Source organism: Pantoea septica (assembly GCF_002095575.1).
GTDB classification, from domain to species: domain Bacteria; phylum Pseudomonadota; class Gammaproteobacteria; order Enterobacterales; family Enterobacteriaceae; genus Pantoea; species Pantoea septica.
The window spans coordinates 26,803-43,928 of sequence record NZ_MLJJ01000009.1 but is presented as its reverse complement, the minus strand read 5'-3'; the positions used below and the strand labels follow the sequence as shown (position 1 = coordinate 43,928).

At 62.5% G+C, this 17,126-nt stretch carries 16 protein-coding genes; 10 read left to right on the top strand and 6 right to left on the bottom strand.

Going from position 1 to position 17,126, the window contains the following annotated elements; all coding sequences use genetic code 11:
* Window positions 1-99: 99 nt before the first annotated feature.
* Both HA46_RS06840 and HA46_RS06835 read left to right on the top strand, forming a co-directional pair.
* The gene (locus HA46_RS06840) at window positions 100-642 is read left to right on the top strand and encodes a TetR/AcrR family transcriptional regulator (protein WP_033791478.1); all 543 of its coding nucleotides are present in this window, start codon (window positions 100-102) and stop codon (window positions 640-642) included.
* A 76-nt stretch (window positions 643-718) separates the two neighbouring features.
* A complete protein-coding gene (locus HA46_RS06835; RefSeq protein ID WP_084883172.1) occupies window positions 719-1,915 on the top strand; it encodes an MFS transporter in 1,197 nt (398 codons plus the stop codon).
* A 41-nt stretch (window positions 1,916-1,956) separates the two neighbouring features.
* Here the strand turns inward: HA46_RS06835 and HA46_RS06830 are convergent, their stop codons facing one another.
* Window positions 1,957-2,979, bottom strand: a complete 1,023-nt coding sequence (locus HA46_RS06830) for an LLM class flavin-dependent oxidoreductase (RefSeq protein ID WP_033791480.1) — start codon at window positions 2,977-2,979, stop codon at window positions 1,957-1,959.
* Between the two features lie 210 nt (window positions 2,980-3,189).
* Here HA46_RS06830 and HA46_RS06825 point away from each other — a divergent pair, with 210 nt between their 5' ends.
* Window positions 3,190-4,248 (top strand): fatty acid desaturase, encoded by a 1,059-nt coding sequence (locus HA46_RS06825; RefSeq protein WP_084883168.1) that lies wholly within the window; start codon window positions 3,190-3,192, stop codon window positions 4,246-4,248.
* Window positions 4,154-4,912: a phosphate/phosphite/phosphonate ABC transporter substrate-binding protein gene (locus tag HA46_RS06820; RefSeq protein WP_084883165.1), complete on the top strand. Its 759-nt coding sequence runs from the start codon at window positions 4,154-4,156 to the stop codon at window positions 4,910-4,912. The genes HA46_RS06825 and HA46_RS06820 overlap by 95 nt, the downstream gene beginning before the upstream one ends.
* 12 nt (window positions 4,913-4,924) lie before the next feature.
* On the opposite strand, the gene fusA is transcribed toward HA46_RS06820, so the two are convergent.
* Window positions 4,925-7,021, bottom strand: coding sequence for an elongation factor G (gene fusA / locus HA46_RS06815; RefSeq protein ID WP_084883161.1), 2,097 nt, complete (start codon window positions 7,019-7,021; stop codon window positions 4,925-4,927).
* Between the two features lie 142 nt (window positions 7,022-7,163).
* On the opposite strand from fusA, the gene HA46_RS06810 reads away from it, so the two are divergent.
* Window positions 7,164-7,469 (top strand): ArsR/SmtB family transcription factor, encoded by a 306-nt coding sequence (locus tag HA46_RS06810; protein WP_033791491.1) that lies wholly within the window; start codon window positions 7,164-7,166, stop codon window positions 7,467-7,469.
* 72 nt (window positions 7,470-7,541) lie between these two features.
* Window positions 7,542-8,453, top strand: a complete 912-nt coding sequence (locus HA46_RS06805) for a ketopantoate reductase family protein (RefSeq protein WP_033791492.1) — start codon at window positions 7,542-7,544, stop codon at window positions 8,451-8,453.
* Here the strand turns inward: HA46_RS06805 and HA46_RS06800 are convergent.
* Entirely contained in the window at window positions 8,439-9,233 is a 795-nt protein-coding gene (locus HA46_RS06800) for an ElyC/SanA/YdcF family protein (RefSeq protein ID WP_084883158.1), read from the bottom strand. The genes HA46_RS06805 and HA46_RS06800 overlap by 15 nt on opposite strands.
* Before the next feature lie 85 nt (window positions 9,234-9,318).
* On the opposite strand from HA46_RS06800, the gene HA46_RS06795 reads away from it, so the two are divergent.
* Window positions 9,319-10,380 carry a LacI family DNA-binding transcriptional regulator gene (locus HA46_RS06795; protein WP_084883155.1) on the top strand — a complete coding sequence of 354 codons (1,062 nt, stop codon included), beginning with the start codon at window positions 9,319-9,321 and terminating at the stop codon, window positions 10,378-10,380.
* Between the two features lie 74 nt (window positions 10,381-10,454).
* Here the strand turns inward: HA46_RS06795 and tmaR are convergent, their stop codons facing one another.
* Together tmaR and HA46_RS06785 are read right to left on the bottom strand one after the other, a co-directional pair.
* Entirely contained in the window at window positions 10,455-10,775 is a 321-nt protein-coding gene (gene tmaR / locus HA46_RS06790) for a PTS system regulator TmaR (RefSeq protein WP_033791495.1), read from the bottom strand.
* A 161-nt stretch (window positions 10,776-10,936) separates the two neighbouring features.
* Window positions 10,937-11,995, bottom strand: coding sequence for an FUSC family protein (locus HA46_RS06785; RefSeq protein ID WP_208857399.1), 1,059 nt, complete (start codon window positions 11,993-11,995; stop codon window positions 10,937-10,939).
* 207 nt (window positions 11,996-12,202) lie between these two features.
* Between HA46_RS06785 and HA46_RS06780 the strand changes: the two genes are divergently transcribed.
* From HA46_RS06780 to HA46_RS06770, 3 genes are read left to right on the top strand one after another with little or no spacing between them, the layout of a single operon-like run.
* Window positions 12,203-12,955 (top strand): gluconate 2-dehydrogenase subunit 3 family protein, encoded by a 753-nt coding sequence (locus HA46_RS06780; RefSeq protein ID WP_084883147.1) that lies wholly within the window; start codon window positions 12,203-12,205, stop codon window positions 12,953-12,955.
* On the top strand, window positions 12,952-14,715 hold the full coding sequence (locus HA46_RS06775; protein WP_033791498.1) for a GMC family oxidoreductase: 1,764 nt from the start codon (window positions 12,952-12,954) through the stop codon (window positions 14,713-14,715). Before HA46_RS06780 ends, HA46_RS06775 begins: the two co-directional genes overlap by 4 nt.
* Window positions 14,712-15,926, top strand: a complete 1,215-nt coding sequence (locus HA46_RS06770; RefSeq protein ID WP_033791499.1) for a cytochrome c — start codon at window positions 14,712-14,714, stop codon at window positions 15,924-15,926. The genes HA46_RS06775 and HA46_RS06770 overlap by 4 nt, the downstream gene beginning before the upstream one ends.
* Window positions 15,927-15,960: 34 nt before the next feature.
* On the opposite strand, the gene dacD is transcribed toward HA46_RS06770, so the two are convergent.
* A complete protein-coding gene (dacD, locus tag HA46_RS06765) occupies window positions 15,961-17,124 on the bottom strand; it encodes a serine-type D-Ala-D-Ala carboxypeptidase DacD (protein ID WP_208857398.1) in 1,164 nt (387 codons plus the stop codon).
* Window positions 17,125-17,126: the final 2 nt, after the last annotated feature.

The window sequence follows — 17,126 nt, the reverse complement described above, 5'->3', positions numbered from 1 at the left end:
GTGGCGCGCGCTGCCCAGCCCCCTCGCCCGCGCCGCATGCTTTGTCGCCGCCGAGCGGTTATCCTTACCCTGTTTACGTCAGAGAAATGAGAGCAGTTGATGACCGTTACACGGGATATTAAAACCGACATTCTGGACGCGACGCTGACGGTGATCATCAACGAAGGCGTGCGCGGCACCACCTATCGCCGGGTGGCCGATCAGGCGGGTCTCTCGCCCGGCACCCTCACCTATCATTTTCCGCAAACCGATCTGCTGCTGATGGGCGCCTTCAGCTATATGGTTGATACCATCTCCCAGGCGTTCCGCCAGCGCATGCAGAGCGCGACCGAATGCGCGGACGCCTGCGAAGCGGTGGTGGATTTGATCTGCGGCGACGTCTGGGCCAGCCAGCGTCATCTGATCCTGAGTTTCGAGCTTTACTCGCTGGCGGCGCGCAAAGAGGCGTTTCGCCAGCTGCTACAGCTGTGGATGTCGCGCAGCCGGGCGTCGCTGCACCTCTGCTTTCCCATGGAGACCGCCTGCGCGCTGGATGCGCTGATTGAAGGTTTAACCATCCATAACCTGCTAAACGACGCGCCGATGAGCCGCGACGCTATTTTGCGGGCGGTGCGAAAAATAGCTGACCCGATTCAGGAATAATATTTCGCCTCTTCGCTCGCGCCGCGCCATTTTTGTATTATCCTCTCGTACATCCGTACGACAAACAGGAGTCGTGATGACGCCTCAACAACAGGCCCGCGGAAAGTGGGCCATTTTCGGTCTGATGTTTATCCCCGGCTTCACCTGGGCTTCCTGGGTCAGCCGCACGCCCTTTATGCGCGATACGCTCGACGCCTCAACCGAACTGATGGGCATGATTCTGTTCGGCTTCTCCTGCGGGTCGATGCTCGGCGTGCTGCTGGCTGGCAAGCTGATCGCCCAGCTCGGCACGCAGCGGGTGATGCGCTACGGCATGGTACTGCTGCTGATCGGACTGGTGCTGATGGCGCTCAGCCTGACGATAGCGAGCGCGCTGGGCGTCTTCGCCAGCCTGACGCTGCTGGGCGGCGGCACGGCGCTGATGGATGTGGTGATCAACGTCGAAGGCGCCGCGTTCGAACGGGCGCTGGGCCGCTCTGTCATGACCGTCATTCACGGCTTTTTCAGCCTGGGTACGCTGGCAGGTGCGCTGGCGGGCCTATTGATGACCGCCGCGGATATCAGCACCAGCCTTCATTTTGCCGCCGTGCTGCTGGCGGATGTGCTGATCGCCGCCGTGGCGCTGCGCCATCTGCCGGCGACCAGCGACGGCGAACGCAGCGAACAGACGCACAGCGGCGGCTTTATCGCGCAGGTACGCCACGAGCTGCGCGATCGCCAGCTGCTGATCCTCGGCGTGGTGATCCTGGCGATGGCGCTGGCGGAAGGCTCCGCCAACGACTGGCTGCCGCTGCTGATGATTGATGGCCATAACCTGAGCCACACGCAGGGCACGCTGGTCTATGCCGGTTTTACCGCGGGCATGACGCTGGGCCGTTTCCTCGGCGGCTATGTGGTCGACCGCATCGGCCGCGTCTGGATGCTGCGCGTCAGCGCCTTCTCCGCCGCGTTCGGCCTGGTGCTGGTGATCTTCTCCGATAATTCATGGCTGGCTGCGGCCGCGGTGCTGTTCTGGGGCATCGGCGCGGCGCTCGGTTTTCCGCTTACGGTCTCCGCGGCAGGCGACGGCAACAACAGCGCGATTCGCGTCACCATCGCGGCGACACTCGGCTATCTTGCCTTTCTGGTGGGACCGCCGGGACTCGGCTTTATCGGCGAGCACGCCGGGCTGCGCATGGCGATGCTGCCGGTGCTGGCGCTGGTGGTGATAGCCCTGTTCTGCGCCGGGGCGGCGGGCAGCCGCAAGCTGGAAAAAGCGCAACAGGCGAGTTGATCCATGCAAAAAAACGGCGGCCTCGGCCGCCGTTTTCACGCTTAGCGCCAGCCTAATTCCGGCGCGACATATTTCAGAATCGCTTCAATCACGTGCGCGTTATATTCGACGCCGAGCTGGTTCGGCACCGTCAGCAGCAGCGTGTCCGCTTCGGCAATCGCTTCATCCTGCGCCAGCTGCTTGATCAGCGCTTCCGGCTCCGCCGCGTAGCTGCGGCCGAAAATGGCGCGCGTTTTCTCATCGAGGAAGCCGACGGAATCCTGATCCTGGCCGCTGCGGCCGAAGTAAGCGCGGTCCATATCGTTCACCAGCGCAAAGATGCTGCGGCTGACCGACACGCGCGGCTCGCGCTTGTGCCCCGCCGCTTTCCAGGCTTCGCGGTAGGCGCGGATCTGCTTCGCCTGCTGGACGTGGAACGGCTCGCCGGTTTCGTCATCCTTCAGGGTGGAGCTTTGCAGGTTCATGCCCATTTTCGCCGCCCACTCGGCGGTGGCGTTGGAGCCGGAACCCCACCAGATGCGCTCACGCAGCCCTTCTGAAAAAGGCTCAAGGCGCAACAGGCCCGGCGGGTTCGGGAACATCGGCTGCGGATTCGGTTTGGCGAAACCTTCGCCGCGCAGCACCTCTAAGAACGCTTCCGTATGGCGACGGCCCATATCGGCGTCGGTTTCGCCCTCCTGCGGCGCATAGCCGAAGTAGCGATAGCCTTCCACTACCTGCTCCGGCGAGCCGCGGCTAATGCCGAGCTGCAGACGGCCGTTGGCGATCAGGTCCGCCGCGCCGGCGTCTTCCGCCATATAGAGCGGGTTTTCGTAACGCATATCGATAACGCCGGTGCCGATTTCGATTTTGCTGGTGCGCGCGCCGACCGCCGCCAGCAGCGGGAACGGCGAGCTGAGCTGACGGGCGAAGTGGTGCACGCGGAAGTAAGCGCCGTCCGCGCCCAGCTCTTCAGCGGCGACCGCCAGATCGATGGACTGCAGCAGCACGTCCTGCGCAGAGCGGGTGGCGGACTGTGAAGAGGGCGTCCAGTGACCGAAGGATAAGAAGCCAATATTTTTCATAATTCAGTTCCTTTCGCGGGCAGGTTTCGCCCCTGCGTGAGAGATAAGATTCGATGGGCAAAGGTTACGTCAGCCGCGTCCGCACTGATAGCCAATAGTTTTCAACCGCATCATCAAGTTTTTCGACATAAGTAAGTCACTCAGGATCTTTCTCTTTTTGTCCGCCTTCACGCATGTTGTGCTGAATGTGGTCACCTTCGGCAGGTTGCTATGACAAGAGGCTCATCCGACTATCTTAACGCGCAGCAGCGCGCGCAAATCCGGCAGTGGAAGCAAAGCTGGCTCTGGCGCAGCGAGCTGCCCACCTGGCTGCTGATGGCGACGATCTACAGCGGCTGGTTCGCTACGCTGGCGCACTGGCAGACGCTTGGCCTGTGGCCCGCCACGGGTTTGCTGATCCTGTTTACCAGCTGGTACCTGTCGCTGCAGCATGAGCTGATCCACGGCCATCCGACGCGCTTTCCGCGCCTGAACCAGCTGTTCGGCACGCTGCCGCTGGCGGTCTGGTATCCCTACGGGCTTTACCGCGATTCGCATCTGGCGCACCACCGCAACCACAGCCTGACCGATCCCGACGACGATCCCGAAACTTACTACCTGTCATCAGCGCACTGGGCGCGGCTGCGGCCCTGGCAGCGTCAGGCGGTCCATCTGCGCAATACCTTTCCCGGCCGGTTGCTGCTGGGGCCGCTGCTGGATATTTACGCGACGCTTCAGTCGCTGCTGTTGGCGATCTGCCGCGTTGAAGGGCGCGCAATCGCCATGTGGATCGTGCATCTGGCGCTGCTGGCCGCGCTGTTTGCCTGGATGGCGCGCCAGGGATTTTCGCCGCTCTGGTTTGTTCTGGCGGTAAGCTACCCCGCGCTGATGCTGACCAAAGTGCGCTCTTTCTATGAGCACCGCGCCGATGCCGATCCGCTGGCGCGCTCGGTCAACAACGAGGCGGGCTGGGCGTGGCGGCTGCTGTTTCTTAATCTCAACTATCACGCGGTGCACCACGACCTGCCCGGCCTGCCGTGGTATGGTCTGCGCAGGGTCTATCTGCTGTGGCGCGACGACTATCACCAGCGCAACCGCGGTTTTCGCGCGGCAGGCTACGGCGAATGGATCAGGGATTTCACCACCACGCCCGTTAACGTTAACGCCCATCCGGGCTGGCAACAGGATCGCTCCCATGAAACGGCTTTCGCTTCCGATGTACGACATCCACCGTCCGCACACCCAGGCGCTGACCGCCAGGCTGGCGCAGCCGTTACGGGCGGATGTTGAATGGCCGGACGATCTGCTGGCGCACTGGCGCGCCGGCGATCTGCTGCTGAGCCAGACCTGCGGCTATCCGCTGATGACGCAGCTGCCAGATGTGCAGCTGGTCGGCGCATTTGAACTCAGCGCACCGGGCTGTCGCGGCGCGTGCTACCGCAGCTGGCTGGTGGCGCGCGAGGAGGATGAAAACAGCACGCTGGCCGATTTCCGCGGCCGCCGCGCGGTGGCCAACAGCCTCGACTCCCACTCCGGCTATAACGCGCTGCGCTACCTTATCGCGCCGCTGGCGCAGGAAGGCCGCTTCTTCAGCACCGCGCATTTGAGCGGCAGCCATCGCCAGTCGCTGGCGCATCTGCGCGCCGGGAAAGCGGATATTGCGGCGATTGACTGCCTGACCTGGGCGCTGCTGCGGCGACACGCCGCGCACGAGCTGGCGGGACTGGCGATCGTCGGCGAAACGCCGCTCTGCCCCGCCCCGCCGCTGATAACGTCCGCGCGAACGGATGCAGAGACCCTGGCGACGCTGCGCCGCGTGCTGACGCAGTTTGTCGAGGAGAAGGCGGCGCGCGCCAGCTTTATTACTGGCTTTACCGTGCCGGAACGCGCCGCGTATCAGGCGATAATACGCTGGGAGGAGCAGGCCGCCGCGCTCGGCGTGACGGCCCTGTAACGCGCCCCGCGCTTAGCCGCGCGCGGCGACCACCGCATCCGCCACCTGACGCGGCGCCTGCGCGTAGTGGGCGAACTCCATGCTGTAGGTGGCGCGCCCCTGCGTCAGCGAGCGTAGCGCCGTGGAGTAGCCGAACATCTCCGCCAGCGGCACTTCGGCGCGGATAATGCGGCCGCCAAAGTGCTCATCCATGCCCTGCACCTGTCCGCGACGCGATGAGAGATCGCCCATAATGCCGCCCGCATACTCCTCCGGCGTTTCGACCTCGACCTTCATCACCGGCTCCAGCAGCACCGGATCGGCCAGCTTCGCGGCGGCGCGGAAGCCGAGAATGGCCGCCATGCGGAACGCCATCTCCGAGGAGTCGACGTCGTGATAGGAGCCGAAGGTCAGCGTCGCTTTCAGGTCGACGATCGGGTAGCCGGCAATCACGCCGCTGTTCAGCGCCTCGCGGATGCCCTTTTCCACCGACGGAATATATTCGCGCGGCACCACGCCGCCTTTGGTGGCGTCTTCGAACACAAAGCCGCCGCCCGGCTCCAGCGGTTCCAGCGTCAGCACCACGTGACCATACTGCCCTTTACCGCCGGACTGACGCACAAACTTGCCCTCGACGTCGCGCGCCGCCTTGCGCAGCGTTTCGCGGTAGGTCACCTGCGGACGGCCGATATTCGCCTCGACGCCGAACTCGCGCTTCAGGCGGTCGACGATGATCTCCAGATGCAGCTCGCCCATGCCGGAGATAATCGCCTGGCCGGACTCCTCGTCGGTGTGCAGCCGGAAAGAGGGATCTTCCGCCGCCAGCCGCTGCAGCGCCAGGCTCATCTTCTCCTGATCGCCTTTGGTTTTCGGCTCGATCGACAGCGAAATGACCGGCTCCGGGAACTCCATGCGTTCCAGCGTAATAATGGCGTTGGGATCGCACAGCGTTTCGCCGGTGGTAACCTCTTTCAGCCCGACGCAGGCGGCGATATCCCCGGCGCGGATCTCCTCTATTTCATGGCGCGCGTTGGCGTGCATCTGCACGATGCGGCCGATGCGCTCTTTTTTGCCCTTGACCGCGTTCCAGACGCTGTCGCCTTTGCGCAGCACGCCGGAATAGACGCGCACAAAGGTGAGCTGGCCGACAAAGGGATCGCTCATCAGCTTGAACGCCAGCGCCGAGAAAGGTTCGTCATCGCCCGGATGCCGCTCCGCCTCGTTGCCGTTTTCATCCACGCCTTTGATCGCCGGAATATCGGCCGGCGACGGCATCAGCTCCACCACCGCATCCAGCATGCGCTGCACCCCTTTGTTTTTGAAGGCGCTGCCGCACAGCATCGGCTGGATCTCGTTGCGCAGCGTGCGCTGGCGCAGGCCGGCGATAATCTGGTCATGATCCAGATCGCCGCTCTCCAGCCAGGCTTCCATCAGTTCATCGCTCGCTTCGGCCGCCGCCGAGACCATTTTTTCGCGCCAGGCATTCGCCTCGTCCAGCAGCGCGTCGGGGATCGGCGCGTAGCTGAAGGTCATGCCCTGAGACGCCTCGTCCCAGTAAATCGCCTGCATTTTCAGCAGATCGACCACGCCGCTGAAGTGCTCTTCCGCGCCGATGGGGATGACGATCGGCACCGGATTTGCGCTGAGGCGATCTTTCATCATCTGCACCACGCGGAAGAAATCCGCGCCCTGGCGATCCATTTTGTTGACGAACGCCAGCCGCGGCACGTGATATTTATTCGCCTGACGCCACACCGTTTCCGACTGCGGCTGCACGCCGCCGACGGCGTCATACACCATTACCGCGCCGTCCAGCACGCGCATCGACCGCTCGACCTCGATGGTGAAGTCAACGTGGCCGGGCGTGTCGATAATATTGATGCGGTGCGGCGCGAAGCTGCCGTCCATGCCGGGCCAGAAGCAGCTGACCGCCGCCGAGGTGATGGTAATGCCGCGCTCCTGCTCCTGCGCCATCCAGTCGGTCGTTGCGGCGCCATCGTGCACTTCACCCAGCTTGTGGCTCATTCCGGTGTAAAACAGGATGCGCTCGGTCGTGGTGGTTTTACCGGCATCGATATGCGCGGAGATGCCGATGTTGCGGTAACGCTCAACGGGAAGTGTTCGGGGCATGATGCGTCCTTAGTCAGTAGACGTGTGGCGCGGCGTGCAGGATTGCGCGCCGTCGGAAAAACAGCTTACGCCCACTGTACGACTAAATGCGAACAGTTTGAGCTATAATTGTACAATTGACAGATCGTAGAACAGGAATACCATGCTGGAAAATCATCCGCAGCCGCACGAGATTAAGCTGGAAAACGTGCTGTTTGCGCTCGGCAATCCGATTCGCCTCGCCATTCTCCAGACGCTGGCGCAGCACGGCGAACAGAGCTGCAACGCGCTGCGCGGCGAGATCGCCAAATCGACCATGACGCACCACTGGCGCGTGCTGCGCGACAGCGGCGTGATCTGGCAGCGTCCCCTCGGGCGGGAAAATCTGATTTCGCTGCGCCGCGACTGCCTGGATCAGCGCTTTCCCGGCCTGCTCCCCGCCCTGCTGGCGGCGATAGCGCGGCGCTGAGCCACGCAACGCTGGCAACCGCCGCCGTCAGGTCTTAAGGTAGGAGCCTCAACGGCTAAGGGAAAATCGAACATGCGCATTCTTATCGTAGGCGCCGGGGCGACCGGCGGATATTTTGGCGCGCGTCTGGCGCAGGCGGGACGCGACGTGACCTTTCTGGTACGCGAGCGTCGCTTCAGGCAACTCAGCGAAAACGGCCTGGTGCTGCGCACGCCGCAGGGGGTGGAGAAGCTGCAGCCGCAGCTGGCGCAGGCGGGATCGCTGCGCGGTCCCTACGACCTGATTATCCTGACGGTGAAAAGTTTTGCGCTGGCGCAGGCGATAGAAGACATTGCGCCCGCCGTGGGCGAACAGACGCTGATTATGCCGATCCTCAACGGCATGCGTCATTTCGACACGCTGCGCGATCGCTTCGGCGACAAGGTGATCGGCGGGCTGGTAAAAATCAACGCTACGCTGGGCGAACAGGGCGAAGTGGTACGGATGACGTCGCTGCACCAGATCTATTACGGCGCGCTGGATGGCCGTAACGACGCGCGGCTGCAGCGCGTGGACGAGGCGCTGCGCGCGGCCAGCGTCGACACCATTTTCAGCGACAATATTATCGGGGAACTCTGGGAGAAATGGCTGCTGCTGAGCACGCTCGGCGCGGTCTGCTGTCTGGCGCGCGGCGATACGCAGCAGGCGCTCAGCGCCGAGGGCGGCGAAGCGCTGCTGCGCGGCATCTTCAGCGAGGTGCTGGCAACCATTACCGCCGACGGCTACCAGCCGCGGCCGGCAGTAACGGCGAAGATCCTTGAGCTGCTGAGCAATCCCGCGACGCCGATGACCTCCTCGATGTATCGCGATTTATGTCAGGGCTTCGATATCGAAGCGGAACAGGTGATCGGCGATCTGGTGAAGCGAGCGGCGCGCAACGGCGTCAGCGTGCCGCTGCTCAACGCGGTGAACGTCAATTTGCAGGTTTATTTAAAGAGTCGTTAACTCGCGTGCGGCCGCCAGCCGCGCCCGCACGGCGGGCAACTGCATCAGGCGATGCCAGGCGGCGTCTACCGCATTGGGCATCTCGACTTCGCCGAAAAAGCCGGCGCCGCGCGGGCCGTAGCCCTGTGCATCGTTGCGCAGGCGCTGCACTTCGCCCATCAGCAGCTGCACGAAGCGCTCCAGCGACCACAGACCCTGCGGCGGCGCGCCGGTGATGCGCGCCATGCCGGAATCGAGGATCACGACCGGGGTAAATACCGGCCAGTTGATAAAGCGCGGCGCGTCGTCGCGCGCGCGCCACTGCCAGCGAAAAGTGGCGTCGGCGCGACGCTGCAGCAGCGGATCCTGAATCAGCACCACGCGCTGCGGCCGTAGCTGGCGGGCGTCGAGCAGGCGCTGGCTGAAGGCGGCGTTTTCGCCGGAGTTGCGCGACGCCTCCTCCAGCAGCAGATGCTCTTCGTCGAGGCCGCCGAAAACGCGGGCGATTGCCGCCAGCATCTGCGCCTCGCTTTTGCCGCGCGTCTCGATATCGCGATAGAGCGGATGCAGCGCCATCGCCTGCGCCAGCGCGCCGGTGGCATGGCCGATGCCGCCGCTGAGCAGCAAGGGCAGCCCGAACCTTTTCGCCAGCGCCACCGCGCCCTCGATATTCGGCAGCACGGCGTGGCCGGCAAGTATCGCCATATCCGCTTCGATGTCGCCTTCGACGGGCATATCGTCCAGCGCCAGCCAGGCGGCGATAAGATTGAGATCCTGAATGGCCTGATGATTAAGCTGCATCTCTCCTCCGTTCGGGTTGCGCGCAGGCGCGCCTGCGCGACGAAAAATTTGCTACACTGGCCGCCTCTGTCCTGTGGAGAAATCAATGACTTCCCGCGCTATTACTCTTGATGACGTCGCCCGCCTTGCCGGCGTCTCCTACCAGACCGTTTCCCGCGTGCTTAACCATTCGCAGCAGGTCTCCCCGCGCACGCGGGCGAAAGTGGAAGCGGCCATGCAGCAGCTCAACTATGTGCCAAACCGCGTGGCGCAGCAACTGGCGGGCAAAGCGACGCGCACGCTCGGGCTCGCCACCAGCGATCTGGCGCTGATGGCGCCGGCGCAGATCGCCTCGGCGATCCAGCAGCGCGCCAGCCGCGACGGTTACCATCTGGTTATCGCCATGCGCAGCTACAACAGCGCCGCCGAGACCGTCAACGAACTGCTGGCGCAGCGCGTCGATGCGCTGATGATCAATCTGCCGCTGAGCGCTGCGGAAGCGGAGCAGATCCAGACGCTGTGCGGCGACAAGCCGGCGATTTTTATGGATGTCGAACCCCAGGCGCAGGTGGCGCAGTGTCAGTACTCCAATGCGCGCGGCGCACGGGCCGCCGTCGAGCACCTTATCGCGCTGGGGCATCGTCAGATCGGGCTGCTGAGCGGCCCGGCGCAGGCGATTTCGGCGCAGCTGCGCGAAGCGGCGTGGCGCGAGGCGCTGGCAACGCACCGCCTGACGCCCTTCTGCGCGCTGCGGGGGGACTGGAGCGCGCAGTCTGGCTACCAGGCGATGCTGCAACAGCTGCCCGATCGCCTGCCGCAGGCGCTGCTGGTGGCAAACGATCAGATGGCGCTTGGCGCGATGCGCGCGCTGCATCAGCACGGGGTGGCGATTCCGGGCGACATCTCGGTCGTCGGCTATGACGATACCGCCGAAAGCGCCTGGTATCAGCCGCCGCTGACCACGGTGCGCCAGGATCTCCAGGCGCTGGGGGAGCTGTGCGTCGAGACGCTGCTGGCGCGTCTGCAGGATGCGCCGCCGCCCTCCCGGCCGCTGGAGCCCGCGCTGGTGCTGCGCGCCACCACCGCCGCGCCGGGCGGCGAAGGGCCCGACCGCGAGGCGCTGGCGCAGCAGCTGCAGCGTATCGCGCGTCAGCTGCAGCAGCGCTGATTTCAGCGAGTCACGCCGGCTTCAGGCGAAAAAAAACCCACGCTTCAGCGTGGGTTTTGCCATTCAGCCTGCGCTTACTGCGCTTTCGGCTCGCCCATCGATTTCAGTTTTTTCGACAGGTCGCGACGCTCTTTCGACAGATCGGCGTTTTTGATGATGTATTCATCGACGCGATCTTCATAGTCAGAGCGCATGGAAGCGATGATTTCCTGAATCGCCTCAATACTCATGCCGGGCTTGATATATTCGCTCAGGTTGTCCAGCAGCAGAACGCGCTTCTGGTTATCACGGATTTTCTTTTCGTTATCAGTGATTTCACGCTGCAGTTTGTTTTTACGACGGAACATACGCACAAACTCCAGTACGTCCTGAAATGATTGCTTGGCATTTTCCATGGTGGCACCTTTTTTTGGGCCTGCTTGCGCAGGGGGTAGAGTCATAACCTTCAGCTTAGCGGTTCGCCAGCCGGGGCGACAATTGTCGCCGCTAAAATCGGACTGGCGCTTATCTTAGCGCAAAGAATGCGCCTTTCGCATTAAGTCATTGTCCCTGGTGACTATTTGCGCAGCGCCAGGCGGATCAGATCGGTCATGCGCTCCAGCTGCTTCGCCAGCTCCAGACTCAGCCAGACATAGCCGTAGATAGGTGTCTCTTCCAGCCGTTCGCTGCCCGCATCGGCGATCAGCTGCTTGAGCTCGCGGGTGATTTCCGTCAGCTCGTGGCTGTTGGCCGCCACCTCGTCGGTCTCGCCGCGCAGCGCCAGCGCCGAAAGCGCGTGCAGCGTCTTTTCGGTCATCTGCTGGGTGCGCCGCAGCGTCGGCGCGTTGAGCAGGATAAGATGCGTTTCGCGCGAGGCCCACCAGGCTTCGATCTGCATCTCCACCGTGTTCACCATATTGCGGTTGATGGTCTGAATCGCCTCGAACACCGATTTGGGAATACGCGTCTCTTTACTCGCCGGCACCAGCAGCGCGCGCATTTTTACGACGTTGGTCAGCAGTTTGCCCAGCGGCTTCTTCAGGCGCGGCTTCTCTATCAGGTTGGGGGAAAAACCGGCGTGATAAATTTTGGCGATCTCCGCCAGCGAGTCCGACAGCTGGATGCGCCAGTGGGTATAGGCGCGCTGCGCCCAGATGGCGCTGAACAGCAGCGCCAGCAGCGAGCCGAGGATCACGTCGCCGCCGCGCCACAGCGCCACGGTGAAATCGCCCGCCGGCGCGCCGACCACCACGCTGAGCGTAATGCCGATCAGCAGCGCCATATAGGGATGCTTGCCTAACGTCAGGTAGCCGCACACCATCATCACGATGCCGCACCATGCCAGCATCACCGGCAGCGACATCATCTCCAGCTTAAGGGCGATCAGGCCCGAGATCGATCCGGCGAAAGTGCCGCAGATACGCTGAATGGCGCGCGGGAAAACGTTGCCCCAGGTCGAGATCGGCCCCATCACCACCACCAGCGTGATCAGCGGCCAGGTGCCCTCGGGAATGTCGGTGAGCCGCACCAGCAAAAAGGTGAGTAAAAAGGCGATGGCGATACGCACGCCATGCACGCTGCGGTAGTGGCGATAGAACCAGAACTCGATATTCGATATGGGCTTATCTGGGCGCAAGTGGGCTTTCCGGCTGAGGATCATAAAGTGCGTTATTTTATCCCATGACGTTGCTAAGGCTTAATGCCGCTTCTACATTTCAATACAGTTTTGACACCTTCTTACAATTATCAACACTGTCTTTACAAGCACCCAAAATCATAAAAACAACCGCATAACCACATCACTTATTTTCGTTTATTTGATAACACGACTTAAGGAAGCGACATGAAGAAAAGAGCCAAAACGTTGCCGGGCGTCACGCGACGGCAGGTGTTGACCTGGTCTACGCTTGGCGTGGCCGCCACCGTTACCCGCGCGGCCGACGCCGTATCCCTGAAGGGTTCGCCGGGCTGGACGCCCTTCTCCGATAATCCCCCTGAAACCTTCGACCAGCCCGGCTGGCTCTTTTTCACTCAGGAAGAAGCTGAAACCATCGAAGCCATCGTCGATCGCCTGATCCCCGCCGACGAGCTGAGCGTGGGCGGTAAAGAGGCGGGCTGCGCGCAGTTTATCGATCGTCAGCTTCACGGTTTTTACGGCACGTTCGAGCGCATTTATATGGAAGGCCCGTTCCAGAAAGGTACCCCTGAGCAGGGCGATCAGTCGCCGCTGGTGCCGCAGCAGCGCTACCGTCAGGGCCTGGCCGCGCTCGAGCGCTACGTTCAGCAGACCTCTCAGAAACGTTTTAAAGACCTGACGCCGCAGCAGCAGGACGCGCTGCTGGCCGCGATGGAAGCAGGCAAGGTGCATTTCGAAGGCTTCGATGCGCAGTCGCTGTTTATCGAGGTGTTGAACAACACCATGGAGGGCTTCTTCGCCGATCCCATCTACGGCGGCAACCGCGATATGGCGTCGTGGAAGATGCTGGGCTTTCCTGGCGCGCGCTACGACTATCGCCCCTATATCGAGCGGCACAACGAAGATCTGCATCTCGAACCCATCAGCATCGCACAGTGGAAAGGCAGGGATAAGCCATGAAAAAACTACCTAAAACGGATGTCGTGGTGATCGGCCTCGGCTGGGCGGGTTCGATTATCGCCAATGAGCTGGCCGACGAAGGGCTGGAGGTGATCGGCATCGAGCGCGGTCCGTGGCGCGATACCGCGCGCGATTTCAATATCGGCACCGTGACCGACGAACTGCGCTATGTGATGCGCGAAGAGCTGATGCTGCGCACGCGACAGAATACCTGCACCATGCGCAACAACCCGTCGCAGACCGCGCTGCCGATGCGCACCTGGGGCTCCTTTCATCCCGGCAACGGCACCGGCGGCGCGGGCAATCACTGGGCGGGGATCACCTTCCGCTTTCAGCCGCACGAATTTCAGCTGAAGAGCTATCTCACCGAGCGGTACGGTGCCGACGCGATGCCCGGCGAGTTGACGTTGCAGGACTGGGGCACCACCTGGGAAGAGATGGAGCCGCACTATATGCAGTTCGAGCGCGTGGCGGGCACGTCCGGCTACGCGGGCAACCTCAACGGCGAGAAGCGCGCCGGCGGCAACCCGTTCGAAGGCCCGCGCAGCGGCGAATATCCGACGCCGCCGCTGCGTCAGCCCTACGGCCCGACGCTGTTCGCACAGGCGGCGAAAGAGATGGGCTATCAGCCCTTCCCGGTGCCCTCGTCGCTGGTCTCCGAGGCCTATACCAATCCCTACGGCGTCACCATGGGCCCCTGCACCTTTTGCGGCTTCTGCACCAACTACGGCTGCGCCAACTACTCTAAAGCCAGCGCCATTACCACCGTGCTGCCCGCGCTGATGCGCAAAGAGAACTTTACCGCCTATACCAACTGCGAAGTGCTGGAGGTGCTGACCGACTCCAGCGGCAAAAAAGCGACCGGCGTCACCTATGTCGACTCCTCCGGCGATACCTGGGAACAGCCAGCCGATCTGGTGATTGTCGCCGCCTTTACCTTTGAGAACGTGCGCCTGATGCTGCTTTCGCAAATCGGCGAGGCCTACGATCCGGTGACTAACAAGGGCACCACCGGCCGCAACTACGCCTACCAGACCGCTAACAACGTGACGCTGTTTTTCGATGACAAGAACTTCAACCCCTTTATCGGCGCGGGCGCGGTCGGCATGGGCATCGACGAGTTCAACAACGATAACTTCGACCACAGCGGCCTCGGCTTCTTTGGCGGCGGCAGTATCCGCGTGACGCCAATCGGCTCCGCGCCTATCGGCTACCGTCCTCTGCCGCCCGGCACGCCAAAGTGGGGATCGAAATGGAAGCGCGCGCTAAAAGATAACTACCTCAGCACCATGTCGATCGGCTGCGAGGCCAGCAGCTACACCACGCGCACCAACTACCTTTCGCTCGATCCCAACTATAAAGATCCGCACGGCCGTCCGCTGCTGCGCATTACCTTCGACTTTTCGCATAACGATCTGAAGATGGCGCAGTACTGCACCGGCAAGGTGGCGGAGATCGCCAAATCGATGAACCCGCGCGAAACGATCGTGAAACCGATGACCGGCCACTGGAGCAGCGTGCCCTATCAGTCCTCTCACGTCGTCGGCGGCTTTGTAATGGGCGCCGACCCCAGCACCAGCTCGGTCAACAAGCATCTGCAGGTCTGGGACGTGCCGAACCTGTTCGTGGTGGGCGCTTCCGCCTTTCCGCAGAACCCCGGCTACAATCCGACCGGCACCGTGGGCGCGCTGGCGTTTAAGGCGGCGCACGCGATCCGCACCTGGTATCTGAAACGTCCGGGGGAGATGATTACCGCATGAAAACGCTGAATGCACTCTCCGCCGCGCTGCTGCTGGTTGCCAGCGTCGGCAGCCAGGCGCAGCCGGAGTATGACCAGTATGCGCGCGGCAGCTACCTCGCCACCCTCGGCGACTGTACCGCCTGCCATACGACCGATGCGAAGCAGCCCTATGCGGGCGGCGTCAAGATTAATACCCCGTTCGGCGTGCTGGCCGGCGCCAATATCACGCCGGATCGCGAGACCGGCATCGGCGACTGGAGCTATGACGATTTCCGCCGCGCCATGACGGAAGGCATCGGCCACGACGGCAAACGGCTCTACGGCGCGATGCCGTTTACCGCCTACACGAAGATGTCCGAACGGGACCTGCAGGATCTCTGGGCGTGGATACAGACGCTGCAGCCGATCCATCACGAAGTCGAAACCAACCAGCTGCCCTTCCCCTTTAATATTCGCACCAGCCTGATTGCCTGGAACTGGCTTAATTTCGATAAGGGCACGTTTATACCCGATGCGAAAAAGTCGGCGGAGTGGAATCGCGGCGCTTACCTGGTACAGGGGCTCGGCCACTGCGGCACCTGCCACACCTCGAAAAACTTTCTCGGCGGCGATAAGGGCGATCGCTTCCTCAGCGGTAGCGAAGTAGAAGGCTGGTATGCGCCTAATCTCGGCGCGGACGCCCATACCGGGCTGGGCAAATGGACGCAGGAGGATATCGTCAGCTATCTGCGCACCGGCGTGAACCGCTACGCCATCGCTTCCGGTCCGATGGCCGACGCGGTGCGTCACTCGACCCAGTACTGGCGCGAAGAGGATCTGCGCGCGGTGGCGACCTTCCTGAAAGAGGGTAAAACCCACGATGAAGAGGTGCCGCAGCCGCTGGCCGCCAGCGACGATCGCATGAAGCTCGGCGCGCAGATTTATGAGGCGAAGTGTTCCGCCTGTCACAGCCCCGGCGGACGCGGCGAGAGGAATATTTTCCCGCAGCTGGCGTCTAATCCGCTGATCAACCAGCCGAATGCCACCTCGCTGATTCGGGTCGTCAGCGCGGGCAGCCGCGGCGTCGATACCGACGCCCGACCGACGGCGCCCGCCATGCCAGCCTTTGCCGGGGTGCTGGATGACGAGCAGATCGCCGCGGTGCTGACCTATGTGCGCAACAGCTGGGGCAACGCCGCCGCGCCGGTGTCGGCCAGCGACGTTAAGGATGTGAAGAGCGATCTGAAGTAATAACAAGAGGCGGCACGGAGGCCGCCTGATGCTGTCAGAACGTCTGCTTCAGGTAGTCCTGAATACGCGTGAAGACGCCTGCTTTCTCTACCGCTGAGAGCGTGACCAGCGGATAGCTCGCCAGCTGCTTGTCCTTATCGAGCACCTGAATCTCGCCGATGGTTTCGTTGGCTTTCAACGGTGCCTCAAGGTCCTTACGGTTAATCACATATTTGGCCTTCACGTTCTGGATCTCGCTGCGCGGCAGCGACAGGTAGACGTCGTTAGCGGTGCCGACGGCGACGCTGTGCGGCGCGCCGTACCAGACGTTTTCAGTGCCGATTTTCTTGCCTGCGTGGAACAGTTGTACGGTGTCGAAGGTGTTCTGGCCCCAGACCAGCAGCTTGCGCGCCTGCTCTTCACGCCCTTTCGGGCTTTTGCCGCCCATCACGACCGCGATCAGACGATGCTGGCCGACCACGTTAGAGGCGATGATATTGAAGCCCGCCGTTTCGGTATGGCCGGTTTTCAGGCCGTCGACGTGCAGATTGTTGTCCCACAGCAGCCCGTTGCGGTTGTTCTGCGTGATGCCGTTCCAGGTGAGGGTTTTCTCGCTGTACATGGCGTAGAAATCGGGTTCGCCGCTGATAATGGCGCGCGACAGCTTCGCCATGTCCCGCGCGGAGGAGAACTGGCCCGGCGCGTCGAGGCCGTGCACGGTCTCGAAGTGCGTATTGGTCAGGCCCAGCTTCTGTACGTACTGATTCATCATATTGACGAAATTTTCCTGACTGCCCGCCACGTAGTCAGCCAGCGCCACGCAGGCGTCGTTGCCGGAGTCGATGATGACGCCGCGGCTGAGGTCGCGCACGGTGATCTTGTCGCCAGGCTTAATAAACATCAGCGAGGAGCCTTTAAATACCGGATTGCCCGCCGCCCAGGCGTCTTTACCGACCGGCACCACGTCGTCGCGGGTGATTTTTTTCGCGTCGATGGCGCGGTCGACCACGTAGCCGGTCATCAGCTTGGTCAGGCTGGCGGGGTTGCGCCGCTCATCCGGATTACCGGCGGTCAGCACCTGTCCGGTGGTGGCGTCCATCAGTACCCAGGAGGCGGCGTCAATCGACGGTGGCGTCAGGGGAAACGGCATATCGTCGGCCTGGGCCAGCGAAGCCAAAAAGAGAGTTCCAGTTACAGAGATCAACAGACGCCTTTTCAACA